This window comes from Corynebacterium timonense (genome assembly GCF_900105305.1).
In the GTDB taxonomy this organism is placed as follows: Bacteria; Actinomycetota; Actinomycetes; order Mycobacteriales; family Mycobacteriaceae; genus Corynebacterium; species Corynebacterium timonense.
Genome location: NZ_LT629765.1, coordinates 1450661 through 1466758, shown reverse-complemented (window position 1 = coordinate 1466758; position 16098 = coordinate 1450661). Strand labels below are relative to the sequence as shown.

17 protein-coding genes and 1 pseudogene are annotated in these 16098 nt (G+C 61.1%); 8 read left to right on the top strand and 10 right to left on the bottom strand.

Going from position 1 to position 16098, the window contains the following annotated elements; all coding sequences use genetic code 11:
- Nucleotides 1-13: 13 nt before the first annotated feature.
- Entirely contained in the window at nt 14-820 is an 807-nt protein-coding gene (locus tag BLT81_RS06925; protein ID WP_019194232.1) for a serine hydrolase, read from the top strand.
- An 8-nt stretch (nt 821-828) separates the two neighbouring features.
- Here the strand turns inward: BLT81_RS06925 and BLT81_RS06920 are convergent, their stop codons facing one another.
- The 9 genes and pseudogenes from BLT81_RS06920 to BLT81_RS06885 all read right to left on the bottom strand — a co-directional run bounded on the left by BLT81_RS06920 (nt 829) and on the right by BLT81_RS06885 (nt 5235).
- Entirely contained in the window at nt 829-1506 is a 678-nt protein-coding gene (locus tag BLT81_RS06920; protein ID WP_019194231.1) for a TetR/AcrR family transcriptional regulator, read from the bottom strand.
- 138 nt (nt 1507-1644) lie between these two features.
- Nucleotides 1645-1893: a 30S ribosomal protein S18 gene (rpsR, locus tag BLT81_RS06915; RefSeq protein WP_019194230.1), complete on the bottom strand. Its 249-nt coding sequence runs from the start codon at nt 1891-1893 to the stop codon at nt 1645-1647.
- 16 nt (nt 1894-1909) lie between these two features.
- Nucleotides 1910-2215 (bottom strand): 30S ribosomal protein S14, encoded by a 306-nt coding sequence (gene rpsN, locus BLT81_RS06910; protein WP_019194229.1) that lies wholly within the window; start codon nt 2213-2215, stop codon nt 1910-1912.
- A gap of 3 nt (nt 2216-2218) precedes the next feature.
- A complete protein-coding gene (gene rpmG, locus BLT81_RS06905; protein ID WP_019194228.1) occupies nt 2219-2383 on the bottom strand; it encodes a 50S ribosomal protein L33 in 165 nt (54 codons plus the stop codon).
- Nucleotides 2383-2619: a 50S ribosomal protein L28 gene (gene rpmB / locus BLT81_RS06900; protein ID WP_019194227.1), complete on the bottom strand. Its 237-nt coding sequence runs from the start codon at nt 2617-2619 to the stop codon at nt 2383-2385. The genes rpmG and rpmB overlap by 1 nt, the downstream gene beginning before the upstream one ends.
- Nucleotides 2620-2790: 171 nt before the next feature.
- Nucleotides 2791-3858 carry an SLC13 family permease gene (locus BLT81_RS06895; RefSeq protein WP_019194226.1) on the bottom strand — a complete coding sequence of 356 codons (1068 nt, stop codon included), beginning with the start codon at nt 3856-3858 and terminating at the stop codon, nt 2791-2793.
- Nucleotides 3859-3867: 9 nt separating this feature from the next.
- Entirely contained in the window at nt 3868-3960 is a 93-nt protein-coding gene (locus BLT81_RS13275; RefSeq protein WP_331712304.1) for a hypothetical protein, read from the bottom strand.
- A 151-nt stretch (nt 3961-4111) separates the two neighbouring features.
- Nucleotides 4112-4360 (bottom strand): annotated as a pseudogene (locus BLT81_RS13270) (response regulator); the annotation flags it as partial.
- A 32-nt stretch (nt 4361-4392) separates the two neighbouring features.
- Entirely contained in the window at nt 4393-5235 is an 843-nt protein-coding gene (locus tag BLT81_RS06885) for a sensor histidine kinase (RefSeq protein WP_019194225.1), read from the bottom strand.
- Nucleotides 5236-5679: 444 nt separating this feature from the next.
- On the opposite strand from BLT81_RS06885, the gene BLT81_RS06880 reads away from it, so the two are divergent.
- From BLT81_RS06880 to BLT81_RS06865, 4 genes are all read left to right on the top strand, one after another.
- The gene (locus tag BLT81_RS06880; protein WP_040421302.1) at nt 5680-7668 is read left to right on the top strand and encodes a site-specific DNA-methyltransferase; all 1989 of its coding nucleotides are present in this window, start codon (nt 5680-5682) and stop codon (nt 7666-7668) included.
- A 2-nt stretch (nt 7669-7670) separates the two neighbouring features.
- Entirely contained in the window at nt 7671-10259 is a 2589-nt protein-coding gene (locus BLT81_RS06875; RefSeq protein WP_019194223.1) for a DEAD/DEAH box helicase, read from the top strand.
- A 218-nt stretch (nt 10260-10477) separates the two neighbouring features.
- Nucleotides 10478-11383: a DUF3800 domain-containing protein gene (locus tag BLT81_RS06870; protein ID WP_231908931.1), complete on the top strand. Its 906-nt coding sequence runs from the start codon at nt 10478-10480 to the stop codon at nt 11381-11383.
- A gap of 742 nt (nt 11384-12125) precedes the next feature.
- Entirely contained in the window at nt 12126-13016 is an 891-nt protein-coding gene (locus BLT81_RS06865) for an LAPAL motif-containing putative phage structural protein (RefSeq protein ID WP_019194221.1), read from the top strand.
- A gap of 187 nt (nt 13017-13203) precedes the next feature.
- Here BLT81_RS06865 and BLT81_RS06860 read toward each other — a convergent pair whose 3' ends face one another.
- Nucleotides 13204-14430, bottom strand: coding sequence for an AlbA family DNA-binding domain-containing protein (locus BLT81_RS06860; RefSeq protein ID WP_019194220.1), 1227 nt, complete (start codon nt 14428-14430; stop codon nt 13204-13206).
- A gap of 551 nt (nt 14431-14981) precedes the next feature.
- Between BLT81_RS06860 and BLT81_RS06855 the strand changes: the two genes are divergently transcribed.
- The 3 genes from BLT81_RS06855 (at nt 14982) to rpmF (ending at nt 16030) form a co-directional block, all read left to right on the top strand.
- Entirely contained in the window at nt 14982-15410 is a 429-nt protein-coding gene (locus BLT81_RS06855) for a CPBP family intramembrane glutamic endopeptidase (protein WP_019194219.1), read from the top strand.
- Between the two features lie 143 nt (nt 15411-15553).
- The gene (locus tag BLT81_RS06850; protein WP_019194218.1) at nt 15554-15826 is read left to right on the top strand and encodes a type B 50S ribosomal protein L31; all 273 of its coding nucleotides are present in this window, start codon (nt 15554-15556) and stop codon (nt 15824-15826) included.
- A gap of 30 nt (nt 15827-15856) precedes the next feature.
- Complete coding sequence (gene rpmF, locus BLT81_RS06845) at nt 15857-16030, top strand: 50S ribosomal protein L32 (protein ID WP_019194217.1); 174 nt, start codon at nt 15857-15859, stop codon at nt 16028-16030.
- Nucleotides 16031-16098: the final 68 nt, after the last annotated feature.

Genomic DNA, 16098 nt, shown 5'->3' with positions numbered 1-16098 from the left:
TCGCCACAGAACGATGCGCCGAACCGCCTGCCTCGCTGCCGTCCTCCTGCTGACGGGCTGCAGCGCAGCGCCCGAGCTTGAGCCGGACGAAACCCCCGTCGCCACAACCGCTATCGCCGCCGAAACGGTGTGGGACCAAGAGGTCGTCAGCGCCCTCCACGAACTCGTCGACCGCCTGGAACAGGAGTACGGCGGCGTGGCGGGCGTGGCCGTCTCGGGGCCGGGAAGCGTGCTCGTCTGGGGCGACAACACCCCGCAGTCGGCGTGGTCGACGATCAAGGTCCCCATTTCCATCGCAGCCTTCGAGGAAAACCCGGAGTTGGCGGAGGAGCTCGCCCCGCCCGCTTTGACCATCTCGGACAACGACGCCGCGTGGAGCCTGTGGGCGAACCTGAGCGAGGGCGCGGTGGATCGCGTCCTCCATGACGCCGATGTGGGCATGCAGCGTACCGTCGCGGAGCCGCTCGGGGACATGGCGTTCACTGTGAGCCAGCAGGCCGCCCTCGCGGCCCACCTGCCGTGCATGGAGGGAGCACAGCCCGTCCTCGAGCTCATGGGGGAGGTGGCCGAGGAGCAGTCCTACGGCCTGGGGCGCTTCGACGGCGCCGAGTTTAAGGGCGGGTGGGGCGACGACGAGGACGGCAACTATCTTGTGCGCCAGCTCGGCCTCATCCCGCACCCGGACGGCGGGCAGATTGCCGTTGCGCTGGTGGTGGCGCCCGAGTCGGGTTCCTACGACGACGCGCAGGCGATGGCGGACATCATCGCGGAGGAGCTGGACGCGGTGCGCGGGGCGCTGCCCGTCGTCAGCTGCGGCTAAGTGCGCGGCTAGGAGCCGGCCTCCTGGACCTGAGAGACGAGGTCGAGTGTGCGCATGCCCCGGTTGTCGGGCAGCTCGGCGTGGAGGACGTCGAGCACCGCGTCGGCGATCATAACCGACGGGGCGGGCAGTGCGTCGTCGACAAGCGGAAAAGGTGCCTTGCCCGTGTTGTCGCGCATTTCGACAGCCGACAACGTCATGTGGAAGGGAAGCTCGATGCGCGGGTCGTCGTCGCCGACGATGGAGGCGGCGAGCCCGCGGAAAATCCCCTCGAGCTCGGCGCGCGCCTCGTGATAGGCGCGGAAGTCCGCGGAGACCGCGATGGGCAGCTGGTAAAGCCTTCCGATGTTCCAGTTCGAGGACAACAGGATGCGGGTTTCCGCGGCGACGAGCGCCCACAGCTTCAGGGCGGGGGACTCGTCCGACTTCGCCAAATCCGAGGCGAGGTCGAGTGAGGGTTGCACCGTGCCCATGAGCAGGGTGAGGAAGATGTCCGCCTTGGAGGGGAAATGGTAGTAGAGCGAGGCTTGGCGGATGCCGACGGCCTCGGCGATCTGGTGCGTGGACGTTGTGGCGAAGCCTTGGGTGGTAAAGAGCTCCGAAGAGGCGTCGAGGATTTCCTCCCGCGCCGTTTTGCCCTTGCGGCGGGGGCTGTTTTTCCTCGGCCGACCGACCGTTCCGGCCATCGTGAAGCCTGCCTTCCTCAATGTCAACCTGTTCACCAAAAGGTACACGAGCACGTTGCCCGAGCACGAAAACACCCGCCTCGAACGATGCGGGGCGGGTGTGTCGAAAGACTCTACGCTGTTGACGTCAACCGGGTCTTAGCGGCTGGTGAACGGCAGAAGAGCAATTTCGCGGGCGTTCTTGACCGCGGTGGAGACCTGGCGCTGCTGCTGCGGCGTCAGGCCGGTCACGCGGCGGGAACGGATCTTGTGACGGTCAGAGATGAAAAGACGCAGGGTCTCAATATCCTTGTAGTCAACCTGCTCGATGCCCTTGGCCTTGAGCGGGTTCTTCTTCGGGCGGCGGGACTGCTCCATGCGCGCCCTGCGGTTGTTGTTGCGCTTCATAGTTTCAGGCTCCTCCTTACCACGAAGACTTGCGGACGCCCGGAAGCTCACCGCGGTGAGCCATCTCGCGCATACGGACACGGGACAGGCCGAACTTACGAAGGTAGCCGCGGGGGCGACCGTCGTGGGAGTCACGGTTGCGGACGCGGACCGGGGAGGCGTCGCGCGGCTGACGGTTCAGCTCGAACTGTGCGTCGAGACGGTCCTCGTCGGAGGTCTCGGGGTTGCGGATAATCGCCTTGAGCTCAGCGCGGCGCTCCGCGTAGCGAGCGACGATCTCCTTGCGCTTTTCGTTCTTGGCGATCTTAGACTTCTTAGCCATAAATTATCGCTCCTCGCGGAATTCGACGTGCTTGCGAACGATCGGATCGTACTTCTTCAGAGAGATACGGTCCGGGTTGTTGCGCTTGTTCTTGCGGGTGACGTAGGTGTAGCCGGTGCCCTCGGTGCTCTTGAGCTTGATGATCGGGCGGATATCGTTACGTGCCATTAGACCTTCTCACCTCGTGCGCGGATAGCGGCGACGACAGACTCGATGCCGTCGCGGTCGATGATCTTGAGCCCCTTGGTGGAAACCGTCAGGGTGATGGTACGGCCCTCAGAGGGCAGGTAGAACCGCTTCTTCTGCACGTTGGGGTTCCAACGGCGCGAGTGGCGGCGGTGCGAGTGCGAGACGGTCTTGCCGAACTGCGGCTTCCGTCCCGTGACCTGGCAATGTGCCGACATGGGGTAGCTTCTTTCTCTTCTGCCGCCCACGCACTGATTGCCGGTGAGGAAAGGCACCGCGCTCGAGGTGTGAGGTCCGCCGAGGGTGCCGGTAGCAATCGGTTGACGCAGGCGTAAACGTGTACTTCGACAACAGCGAGAGTCAACAATACAGGGTCGGGCCGATTTCACCTAATTGCCCGCGGGTGATACCACGAGCGCGCCGAGCCCAACGGCGACGGGCGCGAGGATGGCTCCGTAGACGACGAAGACCCGCCACGGGAGGTCGGCTCCGGCCCGCTTGAGCTGATCGTGCCACAGCAGGGTAGCCAGCGACGCCCACGGGGTCACCAACGGCCCGAAATTGACCCCGACCAGCAGCTGCATCCTCTGCGTCGCGTCCGCCGGCTCGAGCAACAGGTAGGCGGGGAGGTTGTTGAGGGCGTTCGCCAGCACCGCGCCGGCGAGGGGGAGGGGCCAGCCGAGCTCGAATGGGGGAAGGAGCTCCGTCGCGCATGCCACGGCAACGACGAGGGCCAGCGGATTCCAGGGGATGAGGCCGGGGCGCTTGACGACGCCCACCGCAGCCGCCATGGCCGCCGCGGCGACCGTGCTGGTCACCCAGAACGGGATCGGGGTGAGCAGCGCTGCCACCGCGACCGCGAGGATGAGCAGCGGCACGCGGGGCGCTGCGGCGTCCCGGGGCGGGGCGGCGACGGGGTCGGCCGGGTGGATCGCGCGGGCCGCGTAGGAGGCGGCGACCGCGACCGTGATGCCGACGAGCGCCGGGGCCCAGGAGCGGGACAGGAAGCCGTAGGTGCCGCCGAACGCGTCGAGCGCCAGGAGGTTGGTCAGGTTCGACACCGGCAGGGGCAGGGAGGCGAGGTTGGCGATCCACACTACCGCCAGCGACAACGCGGTGACGCTGGCGCCGGCCCGCCTCGCCAGCGCGATGGCCAGCGGCGTGAGCATGATGGCAGTCGTGTCGAGGGAGAGGAAAACCGTCACCGCCACGCACAGGGCGAGGAAAGCGGGGAAGGCGTGCCGCGCCCCCTCTACCCAGCCGGCCAGAGTGTCGAAGACCCCCGCCTCGGCGGCCAAGTTCACGGCCACCGACATGCCGGCGGCGAAGCCGAGCACCGGCGCGAGACGGCCCGCCACGCCCCGCGCGGCCTCGTGGTCCGTGGCGGCGAGCACGGCGAAGAGGAGCAGTGCTCCGGAGGGGATCGAGACGACGCGGGCTGCGCGGGGGATGGGCACAGGGAAACTCTATAGGTCCAGGACCTTGGAGACGTGCAACGCAAGGACGGTGCGGTCCCTCGCGTGAAGCTTGCGCAGCAGCGAGGAGACGTGGTTCTTCACGGTTCCCTCCGCGAGGAACAGCGCGTCCGCGGTCTCTCTGTTGTTCAGCCCCGGGCCACGAGTTCGGCGACCCGCCCTCCGCGACAGCCGTGATCGCAGAGGTCAACTCCTCCGGTGAGACATCCTTCAGAATGTAACCGGAGGCACCCGCCCCGATGAGTTCCTTGACCAGTGCGGCGTCGTCAAACGTCGTGAGCACCAGGACGGGGAGGGAAGGGCTGCACGCCGTGACGACGCCCACCCCGTCCGTGCCGGGCATCGCAGCGTCTGTCACCACGACGTCAGCACCGTGCTCCTGCGCTAGGTCGAGGGCGCGAGAGCCGTCGGTGGTGGTGGCCACGACCTCCACCGCACCGTCGTTGACGCTTCCGAGGATCAGGCGCAACCCCCGCGGGAGCATCTCGTGGTCGTCGACGACGATCGCTTTTGTGCTCATCGCGCCTCCCCGAGGTGGAGGGCGATGCGGAACCCACCGTCGAGGCCTCCGTGGGGTTCCACACTGATGGTCGCGCCCAGGGACGCGGCTCGCTCCCGGAGGGAAGTCAAGCCGAAGTCCTCGGCGGCCACGTTGCCCGTGCCGTTGTCCGCCCCCACCACGCCGTCGCCGCTGACACGGATGAGTACCCAGTCAGCGCGAGAATGGCGAACCACGTTCGTGAGGGCCTCCTGCGTGAAGCGGAGCATGAGAACGGCCTGCTCTTCGGAGAAAAACCCGGTATGAGGGCCGCTCGATTCGAACTCGACGTTGAGTGCGGTGGAGCGGAACGAATCGGCGAGCTGGCGCAGTGTCGCCAGGATGTCGCGCGCTACGAGCGTGACCGGCTTCATCGCCCGCACGGTCGCCCTCATCTCCTCCAGCGCGGCGGAGACATCCGCCCGGGCGCGCCTCAGCTCGGAAACCGCATTTTCGGGGCTTGTGCCGACCATGCGCGTCGCGTAGTCGAGGCTCATCCCGATTGTGGTGAGGCGGTGGCCCAGGCCGTCGTGAAGCGTGGCGGCGACGCGTGCGCGCTCTTGTGTGAGGGCGGGCTCGCGCGAGTCGGTTAAAGCGGCGTGGAGCCGACGATTGGTGTCCCTCAGGGCTTGCTCCTCGTCCCGCTGCTGACGGACCGCTCCCGCTAGGGTGGGGCCAGCGACGGCGGCCAGCGCCCCGGCCACTGTTTCGGAGACCACCCTCACCGCGCCCTGGCCTGCGCTGAGCTGGAGGCCGAGACAGGACGCGACGATGACACCAGCGTAGAGGTAGGCGCCCCGCGCGCCCACGCTGAGGAGCAAGGCAACGATCGCGCACCATAGCACGAAGATGCTGAGGGGATTGTTCGCGGTGTAAAATGTGTTTTGTCAAGTTGTTGTAGGCTGTTTCGGCGCGGTTTTTTAGGCTGGGGGTGAAGTCCACCCGACGAGATACGTAGTTCGTTTTGCATATCTCCCCCGTGTCGCGGGAAGACGCAAACACCAGCAGAAAATAGTGGGGGTAATTCAGCACACCGTAGTGAGACGACACGTCGTCTTGAATCGGCAAAACGGAATAATCCGGTACACCGTTACGAGCGCTGACGCGCCTACCTTACCCGGTCTCTCAAAAACATGTTCGCTTCGGGGCGCATTTTCTTCGGTGTCTGTCGCTGCCCCGGCTACCATAAAGTGCGAATTATTTGACAGCCCCGATAGACGAAACGAGGCAGCGAAACGGTGGCCGGAGCGAAGCAACTACTTGAAATGACCTGGTTCAACAAGGACAAGGCGCTCATTCCCAGTGAAGAGGGACGCTACGCATACGAGTGGGTTGATCCGAAAGACCCGCGGTACTGCGAAACGCGCACTCTCGTCGTTAACGAGGTCGTGACCGGCGCTCAGTCACCAAAAGAGGATGGCACTCAGTACTCGGAACGCGCTGACTTGGTACCTACGGATGACAACTTGCTCATTCTCGGCGAGTCGGGAGACGTACTGGAAGCTCTTACCCGCGTGCCCGAACTACGCGAAAAGTACCTCGGCAAGGTGAAGTGCATCTACATTGACCCGCCGTTCAATACTGCGCAGACCTTCGCCAATTACGAGGACAACCTCGAGCACTCCGTCTGGCTCACCATGATGCGTGACCGTCTGGTTCACCTGCGCAAACTTCTTAGCGATGACGGGTCGATCTGGGTCCACCTCGATGATGTGGAAAACCACCGAATGCGGGTGCTCATGGACGAGATGTTTGGCAGCGGGAACTTTGTGGCGGAGGTTGTGTGGCAGAAAGCTTATTCGCCGAGAAATGACGCTTCCGGGTTTTCGGTGGACCAAGATGTCATCATCGTGTATTCGAAGACCTCGGGGTGGCAGTCCAACAAGCTCCCCCGTCTCGCGTCCCGTGACGCTTTGTACACAAGCCCGGACGGAGACAGCCGCGTGTGGATCTCTGATAACCCAGCAGCGCCACACTCGGTCGATAAGAGTGGTCGCCAAGTTTCCGCAGTATACGGCGTGCAGAACCCGGTTACGGGCGAGATGATCTACCCGGCGAAGAACCGCCAGTGGGGGAAGAATCGTGCTGACTTCCATGAATGGCTTAATGAGACAACCCAGTATCGAGATGAATGGAGTCCTGACTTGGACGAGCGGAGCCGGGCAACAGGAATACCCATTGACCAACTTCGGTCGGATGTTCCCGACCTTGTCGTAGACGGACCACTTCTCAAAATATCTGAGGGCGAAAGCCTCTACGGCTCGTCCCCGCTCCCTCGTCTTTACTTCACCGACGGTGGTAGAGGAGGCCTCAAGTTGAAGCGATACCTAGACGAGATTTCACAGACCCGGGCTCCGCAGACACTCTGGCTGCATGAGGACGTTGGGCACAACCGAACCTCCAAGGCTGAGATGAACAGCCTTTTCCCGGAAAACGCAGCCTTCGCCACCCCCAAACCCGAGCGCCTCCTAGAGCGCGTCATCCACATCGCCACGAACCCCGGAGACGTCGTCCTCGACGTGTTTGCCGGTTCGGGAACCACCGCTGCCGTCGCCCAGAAGATGGGACGTCGCTGGGTCACCTGCGAACTCATAGAAGACACGTTCAACCGCTTCACCCGCCCGCGCCTCGAGAAGGTTGTCAATGACGGAGACCAGGGCGGAATCAGCATTCAAAGGCCTGAGCGTATCGACGCGACCGAGGAAGGTCTGCCCGAGGGGCTCTCGCCGGAAGACGCACAGAAGTTCAACAGTGCTCTCAACAAGGTCCTCGCAGCGAACCCCGAATTGAAAACCGAAGCGGTAGTCAAGGCACTCAAAGCTGCAACGAAGACCAAGAACCAGAAAGGCGTGGTCAACTGGCGTGGCGGTGGGGGTTTTGCTGTCGCTCACCTGGCTCCACAGTGTTTCGACTATGTCCCCGAATTGTGTCTCGTCACGCTTACCGAAGCGGCAACCGGTGCGACGCTCGTGAACTCCGTGGCTGCGAACCTGAATTTCTCGCTCACCCCGGACAACCGCCATTTCGACGGCAAGCGAGGCTCAATGTTCCTCAAAGTGGTCGAAGGCCGACTCGATAAAGACAAGGCCGAAGAGCTTCTCGCCCACCTCAATGAGGGCGAAGGCGTCACGTTCGCCGCAACGGAGCTCGAACCGGGAGTCAGGCAGTTCGCAAGGACAACGGACAGACCATGCCAGATTGTCCACATTCCGAACGACATCTTCACCTACTCGGCTACGCAGGAGGGCAAGTAGACATGACACTTCCAATTGCACTTGACCAAGGACTTATCGGGAGCATTGCGACCGAGTTCCAACTGCGGGACCCAAACAAGCGCGCGCTGCGCAAGCTCATCTACCACCTCACTGACGACTTTGAGCCGCTAGAGCCCATGGTCATGCACATGGCCACCGGCGCGGGCAAGACGTACCTCATGGCCGCGTTGATTGAGTACCTCTCGCGCTTCGGGGTGAAGAACGTCATGGTGGTCGTCCCGCCCTCGACGGTGCTGGAGAACAAGACCGTCCAAAACTTCACCCAGGGCTCGCGTCGCTACGTCGACGGCTTCTCCTCTGCTCCTCAGGTGGTTTCGCCTGGCAACTACGGCGCGTGGCGTGCCGGCCAGTCTGAGCTTTTCCGCAATGCCGCAGACGGCCCGATGGTCTACGTCTTTAACGTGTCGCAACTTATCGAGCCGAAACGCGCAAATGCAAGCGCAGAATCCGATGACGGCATGCGCCGCAAAATTCGCGACCACCAGGAGGAGTCCGGATCACTCTACGATTACCTGGTCAACCTCGATGACCTGGTGGTGATCGCTGACGAGTCTCACTTGTTCGGCACGTCAGCCAAGGCGTTTAACCAGGCGCTGAAAGATCTCCGCCCCGCCGCCACGATTGGGCTGACCGCTTCGGCATCCGATACGGACCACGTCATCTTTCACTACCCGCTGTACAGCGCCATCGAGGATGGCTACGTGAAGTCGCCAATGCTGGTCTACCGCGAGAACGGCTACCCGAAGGACTCCCCCGAGGAACGACAGCTGCTTGACGCGGTCTCACTGTTGCGAAACAAAGAGGCGGCCTACGAGGCGTACGGCCAGGCGAATTTCCCTGGAGAAGCAGGCGAGAAAAAGCGGACAAAGCCGCTTTTGTTTGTCGTGTGCGAAAGCGTCGCGCACGCAGGAGACGTCACCAAGATCCTCCAGGGGCCAGGCTATTTCGGTGACCCAGAAGCGGTGCTCCAGTTCGACAACAAGCACAACGACGCGGTCACCTTGCGCCGCCTCGATGAACTCGACAGCCCAGCCTCCACGGTGCGCGCCATTGTTTCAGTTGACCGTCTCAAAGAAGGCTGGGACACCAAGCGAGTCGCGGTGATGTGTGCGCTGCGCGCCATGTCATCGGACATTCTCACCCAGCAGACCATGGGCCGTGGTCTGCGCCTGCCCTTTGGAGCACGCACCGGTATTGCCGAACTCGACCAGTTGGACATCTTGAGCCACAAGTCGTTCAAGTCCCTCCTCAAGGACGAGGACGTGCTTCGGTCCTTTGGTCTCGGAGACGCCGCTCAGGGCGCTATCTCGGGCATGGACGTCGAAGAAAGCTTCCGTCAGGGCGAAGGGCAGGTGCAGCCAAACCCGAACGGTCTTTCATCCGGGGCTGAAACGAGTTCGGGCTCTGGCTCGATCGCGTGGCCTGACACTTCGGCAGGCGAAGCGACGGAAGGCCCGAGCGACATCGGCACCAAGGCCGGCGAAACTGCCCAGGTCACTGGTGGCCACACCGGAGGTGTCTCGTTCCGACGAGTCGGTGATAACGAGACCATGCAGCGGGCCGGCTACATCCCGGCGACGGAAATCAGGGTTAACGCGGAGTTCGCCGGAAAGACCTTCCTATTTCCATCCACGGTCATGGCGAAATCAACCACGCCGTTCCTTCTCACCCACATTGACGAGGAGGACATTATCCGGGCGGCGCGCCGTGTCGCAGACTCCAAGGAAGCGCTCACCCGTGAAGAAATCGTGGTGCGAAAGTCCAAGCTCGACACGAAACGCACCACCGACGCGGAAGTCGAATCGGCTCCCGTGGCAGAAGACGCCGTCGTCGGCGAACTCACCCGACGCGTATTCGGTCTCGGGGTTGTCACCCAGGACAAAAAGAACGCGATCACACTAGCCCAATACGTCCTTCCGACATTCATGGCGACCGCCGGTATCGACCAATGGACGGAGAAGGCAAAGCAGTCCGCGGTAGACGAGCTCGTCGCTTTAGTCAATGAAAAGGCTAAGGAACACGCCAGCAGCCTGCAAACCGAAACGACTATCGTTCCGGTCAAACTGCCAATTGACCAGGTCGTAACCTTGCCGTTTGGCAAAGAAGTGCTCCAGCAACTCTCCAAAGACCAGCAGGCGAAGTTCAAGCCCCGCGAGTTCTACGACGGCTGGAACCGCGGACTGTTTCCCGCTGCGAGTTTCGACTCGTGGGGCGGAGAATACTTGCTCGCCCTTTTGCTGAACTACACCTCGGACATTGTGTGGTGGAAGCGCCTCTACTCAGCCGACGGCGCGTCGATCATGTACACCACCCGAGACACTTACTACCCCGACTTCGTCGCCCAGGACTCCGACGGCACGATGTGGATTATCGAAGGCAAGGCCGACAAGGGCCGAGACGACGAAACGGTACAAGCGAAACGAGCCGCGGCCCGGGTGCTCGTCCGGGAACTGCTCGGCGAGGAGGACTTCGTCGGCCAGAAGTGGGGCTACGTCATTGCCTACGAGTCAGACATTCGTTCCTCCGAGTCGTGGGAGGACTTGAAGCGGAAGTCGAATCCCGGGGCGTGAGACGCTTCGACTTTAAAGGCGGAACGCGGAAGACTTGAAGTTGCCAATGGCGAACGGCTTGTTATTGGGAGTAAATCCGGTACACTACATCTCAGTGGCGGCGTTGAGACACACGTACCGCGCTAATTCCGGCGGCAACCTCCTCGGTTGCCGCCGCGCCCATTAAAACGATCATGTTAATTGCCTATCTTGACGAGTTTGGTCACCAGGGTCCCTACGTGGACAAAGACCACAAGAAGTACAACACGCATCCTCTTTTTGGCTATGGCGGCTACGTTATCGAGTCTGACAAGGTTCGTGAGTTAGGCGGCTACTTCGAGCACATCAAGGAAAAATTGCTCGCTTGGGAGATTGAGCAATCTGGGTGTCACCCCCGTAGGTGGGAAAAGAAGGGTTCCGCCCTCCTCACAACCAAGAATATGGACAAGTTTGGGTCTGAGATAGCCCCTGCGCTTGGAAGGATTTATCGGCGGCTTTTTCAGCTGAACGGCAAAGTGTTCTTCTTTGGGCAAGAAAAGCCAATAGGTCCCGTCAGTGTCACCAGGGAAAAGTCACAGGAGCGTGAGGAACATTGTCTGATCCAATCGCTTAAGAGGCTTGGAAGACTCGCAAATGACCAGCAGGAAGAAATGCTCGTCATCATGGACGCCACTGAGACTGATAACCGAGAGCGTGCAGTGTCAACCGCTGGCCGTACAATCTACTCTGGGCACCCCGAAACGCGGCAGATCATTGAAGTCCCTATACAAGCAGATAGCTATCTCTACGGGACAATCCAACTTGCGGATTGGACCTGTGCGTTGCTGTCGCGGCTCGGAAAGTACCATTTTGCGAATGAGGTGCAGTTTGAGTGGTCCGTTGACCTAGCCAACACGCTTTTCACCGGCCAGCAAAACATCGTGTCGAACAGCGTGATTTGGACGAATGACCTTGACCGCAACACAAAGTGTTACCCGAGCTCACTCCTACATCATGGTTCTTTCTCTGCGTACAGGGAGGACAAACGAAGCCGGATAGCCCTCCAAAACGACCGCAACAAGCAAATGCAGCATCGTATGATTGATGCTGGATCGGCTGAGTTTAAGGCGAAACTAGCGTCGATAAGGCGAGGGCGTGAGTCGTGACATGGGGTCCTCTCTGTTGCTGGAATAAGCGTATCGAACCGTCTCGGAAAGCAAGCCGAGTGCCGGGGCGGGTTTCGTGCCAGTGTGGCAGAGGCGACTGGGCGCTCGAAAGAATTGATATTGTTGCAATGCAGAAGCCGCTCGCATGACATCCTCGCCCGCTGGAAGTCAAGAGTGCCAGTGGTAAAACCAAGGTTTGATGCCGATACGAATTTGTTTTCGCATAGCGCGCGAGTAGGCCCTATTTCGGGCTAAGATCGGATGTTCTCGCAGGTCAATAGCATTCCGCGACATCGGTCGAAATCACGCACTACATTATGCGGCCACGATGAGCAGATTACGTTCCCAGCCACGCATGAGATTGACAGTCGAGTCGCCAAGACGACTCCGCATGAGTTCCTCAGTTTGCTTCTACGCGACACACCCTTGTTGAGCTGGCCGAACACCGACTGGCACTCGCCTCGCGTCGGTGATACATCTCCTACTGGTAGTGTTTTTCCGCATGGACCACCATGAGTAACCCCGAGGTGCTCTGAAACGGGTCGACGGAAGCGTCCGCCCACTGCTTGGCTTGTCGCGGAGTTCTTCTCACAGAACAGGTTACGCTGCGAGGAGCTCTTCGAGGGTCGGTTCGGAGAGACGACATGCGGTGAATTTTATCGAATCCTGAGGCCGTCTTTCTCTCCTCACTTTGGAGGGTTAAACGCGGCGCGGCCGGGCTTATTCGTCTAAGCTCTCACGCATGTCAGACGCGAGTTTCCGGATCAAGTATCAGGGTACAAACCCTGAATACCACGAGATGGATGCCGCTCACCTTGCGGAGGCCCTCATGGGGCTCAGCGAGATGGGGCGTGTCGCCTACAGGGTGATGCACCCGGAAGATACGCACACACTTCAGGTCAAGGTCAATGCCCTCGAAGCCGGGTCTTTTGTGATCGACCTCGAGGCCGTACTTCCCCCTTTGGAGCACCTTTACGGGCAATTTGTGGGGCTATTCAACACCCCGGACGCGACGGCCTTCGTCAATGCCAGTGGATTTGTAGCGATTCTCGGTGGCGCGGTCGGGTTAGTGAAGTGGATCGGTGGCCGCGAGCATAAGACCAAACGCGACGGCGACACAACGACAATTAAGACTGCCGACGGTGATGAGACACAGGTGCCGACGGTTATCTACAACATTTCCGGAAACGCTCAATTCCTCACCGCGACCAGCCATGCCACCAAGCCGTTAGAAGACCTCGAGTACGACCTCATGCAGATCCAAGATCCGTCTGGTGTAGTTGTCGAACAGGTCGACGAGAATGATCGTGGCTACTTTTCGGTCACCTCAGACACCCGTGAAAAAGACGAAACACTCGACTTGGAGGTGCTCGTTGAGACAGTCCAACTCGGAGACTCCCGTCGCATGTGGACGTTTAAGTCCGGTGATCAGAAATTCAACGCGAAAGTGCTTGACGAGGACTTTCTGGCGCAAGTGAAGAAGGAGGGAATCCTTGTCAATGCCCAGACGAGGCTGCTTGTGCGGCGACGCGAAATTCGAACCGTACAGCCCAACGGCGAAGCGAAGTCGGCCTACTCCATCACGAAAGTCCACAACGTGATCAATCACGGACAAGACCCTCTATTTGACTAACTGTTGTAGTGACCCGCTGTCCATATCCGGCCAATCCTGCTGCACCTGCTGCCAAGTCAAATACCTCTGCCACGCGAGACCGGCCAACCAGTGCTGCCAAAACGGCTCCGAGCCGGTCACCGCGCAGGTTCTTGCGTTCGTCGTTACCAGCGTGTGGCGCACGGTCTGAATTGACATAATCGGCCGCTCAGTCGCTGAGCGCACCGGTGTTTCGCCCCCTCGGAATTATCTTCGAACCACGAATACCCGCCTGGTTGAGGCAGTCCTCTGCAATTGCCTCGGCGTTGTCGAAAAACGTGCCATCGCTCGAAAGGTCCACCGTCGCCTCCACCGGAACGAATTTCGTGACGGGAAGCGGATCGAACGCTCCTAGTTCGTGCGACCGGTGCAAACGCAGCGGCTCACTGCCCTCCCACTCGATTCCAACCCGGAGGTCGTGTTCCGGACTACCATGCTTTCTGCTCATCCCACGGGCGGCGAGCATGAGATCCGCAATGAATGCCTCGACGAAGAATGCGTGTATCGAGTTTCCCTCTTCCTGGGCGGGAAGGTTCACCAGCGCCGAGACTGCCCCGTCGTCATGGAAAGCGAGGTACGACTCCGGGTGACCGCCTTCTTTCGAGGGAAGCAGATAGCGCCAACTACGGAACCCACGGCGCGGATACACGTTTGCGCAGTACGCACCAAAGGGTGTTTCCGACCTGCTGTAGTCCCAGAGATTCTCCTTCTGGTTCACCAACCGTTTTGCGAACTGGCTCACGTCTTGGCTTTCCATGGGCGCTGTCACGGTTCTCGTCACGGGTCTCGCTACGCCGACCGCCCAAAACCCCGAGTGAGATGCGAGCTGCTTTGTGCGCTCGTAGAGCTCAGTGAGCAGCTCGCGACGCTGCTTAGCGGCGCTGAAGCGCTGCTGGTAAAGGCGGGCGATTTCTGATTCGGAAAGCCAGTCGGTGTCAGCCCCGTGGCGGATCGGAACGTTGAATTTCTTGTCTTTACCAATCAGCATGTGCGGAACCTGCTGGCTTGCCGGGACGATAACCGCTACGGCATGCGTGCCGTCGCCCGAGACGAGGGGCACGATTTCGACATTGTGCAGCGGTGGCGTGATGTGGTTATACGCGACGCGCTGATAGGCCTGGATGTAGTTGTCATCTACAGCACCGGTGTCGAGGCGTGTTCCGGCACGACTGTCCGAGTCGGTGACTCCGTAGATGATCACGCCACCGCCGTAGTTAGCCATAGCCGCCAAGTCCTTCTTAACGTCCGACTGCACCAACGACTCTTTCAATGGCAGCGACTGTTTGAAGTCCAGGTCTTCTGACTCCGGGACGTTATTTTCCACAGCCTGGGTGATCATCTCGTCGGTGATAGGGCCAGCAGGAAGACCGAGCGCGCGGTGCAGCGAGGTGAACATACCAACAGATTATGCGCGATAAGCCGGATTAGTCAGTGGGGTCACGCCGGGTTTCATGCTTTGGGTAATGGAATTTCCGTGCAGCCGAAGCAGGGTTTGCTGGCGCGCCGAGTGGCGGACGGACACTCACGTCGGGGGGTTGTCTCAACGCTCCCGCAGCGACACTGGCGCGGAGTTATTCACGCGTGAGCTTTCTTGCCTTGCACGAGGGTTGCATGCGACCCGTCGAGAATACAGCAAAGGGAACGCATGGCTATCCATATGCGTGGATCTTTCATACCGATGTCCAAAACGGTTTCCGCTGCGTGGGGACTACTTTCGGGTGCCGGCTAGGATCGATTTGGAACTAAACACCGAAGGCCGTGGAACTAAAGCTAAAACGAGGCCGCGTTAGTAGTGGTCAATGAGTTTTCCGAAACCCCCGGGGGATCGCAGGAGGAACCGCCATCGCGGCCGTTCCTGTCGCGGCGGCGTGGCTGCTCCTCGGCGCAGTCGGCGGGCCGGCGGAATCACTGCCCCAGGGGGTCGGGGAAGCGGCAAGCGCAGGCCCCGTGGCAATCCTGCTGATCTGGGTCCTCGTACGGTCGTACCTGCTGCAGGCAATACCCGAGGAACTGGTCTACCGGGGCTGGCTTTTCGGCGTCACCCGCCCGTGGCCCTTCCTGACGGTCGCGTGGACCACGGCGGCGTTCACCCTCGCTCACCTGTGGTCCTCGGGCGGCCAGCGCACGGCGCTTGACCACCTAGCCTTCCTCGCCGTTCCCTTCGGCATGTCTCTTTTGGCTGCCGGGGAGGTGTACACCTTCGGGTCCTTCTGGTGGGCGGCGGGCACCCACGGTGGCATGCACCTCACCATCGCGCTGCTCACGGCGGCCTATCCCATCGCGTTCCGTGCCCGGGCGTGGGTCGTCCGCGGGGCCGCCCAGGCTGTGCTCGGGGCGGCGCTGCTGTGGCGTCGAAAAGCGGTCGCGCGAAATTAGGTGTATAGGGCTCTGAGCTGTAAGATGTTGCAGGTTGCCCGGCGAAAGTCGGGTGAAGGACCATTTTCGCACCCAACTCGGGCACGATCCGGCTAGCGGCCGGAACCGACCCGAAGTTCAATCCTGAGGGAGACGAATCCGCTATGAAGAATGAGATCCACCCGGATTACCACCCGGTGATCATTCAGGACGGTAACACCGGCCACAAGTTCCTGACCCGTTCCACCATGACCTCCGAGCGCACGGATACGTGGGAGGACGGCAACGAGTACCCGCTCGTCGTCGTCGACGTGACCTCCGAGTCCCACCCGTTCTGGACCGGTGCGCAGCGTCTCATGGACACCGCTGGGCGTGTTGAGAAGTTCAACAAGCGCTTCGGTGGCATGGCGCGCCGCAAGAAGAAGTCCGCGAACTAACACGATCAGGCCGAAGGAGGAGAACACGACATGGCAACCCCCAAGTTCCGCAAGTCCCGTGCGAACACGCACTCCCGCCGCTCGCAGTGGAAGGCCAACAACCCTGAGCTGCAGACCGTCAAGATTGACGGCCAGGAGGTGCGCATCCCGCGCCGTCTGGTGAAGGCGGCCAAGGCAGGGCTTATCGACGTCGAGCAGTTCTAAAACTCTCGCGCCCTGCGCAGCAACCGGGCAGCCGTCGGGCTGCCCGGTTTTTATATGCGCAGATAATT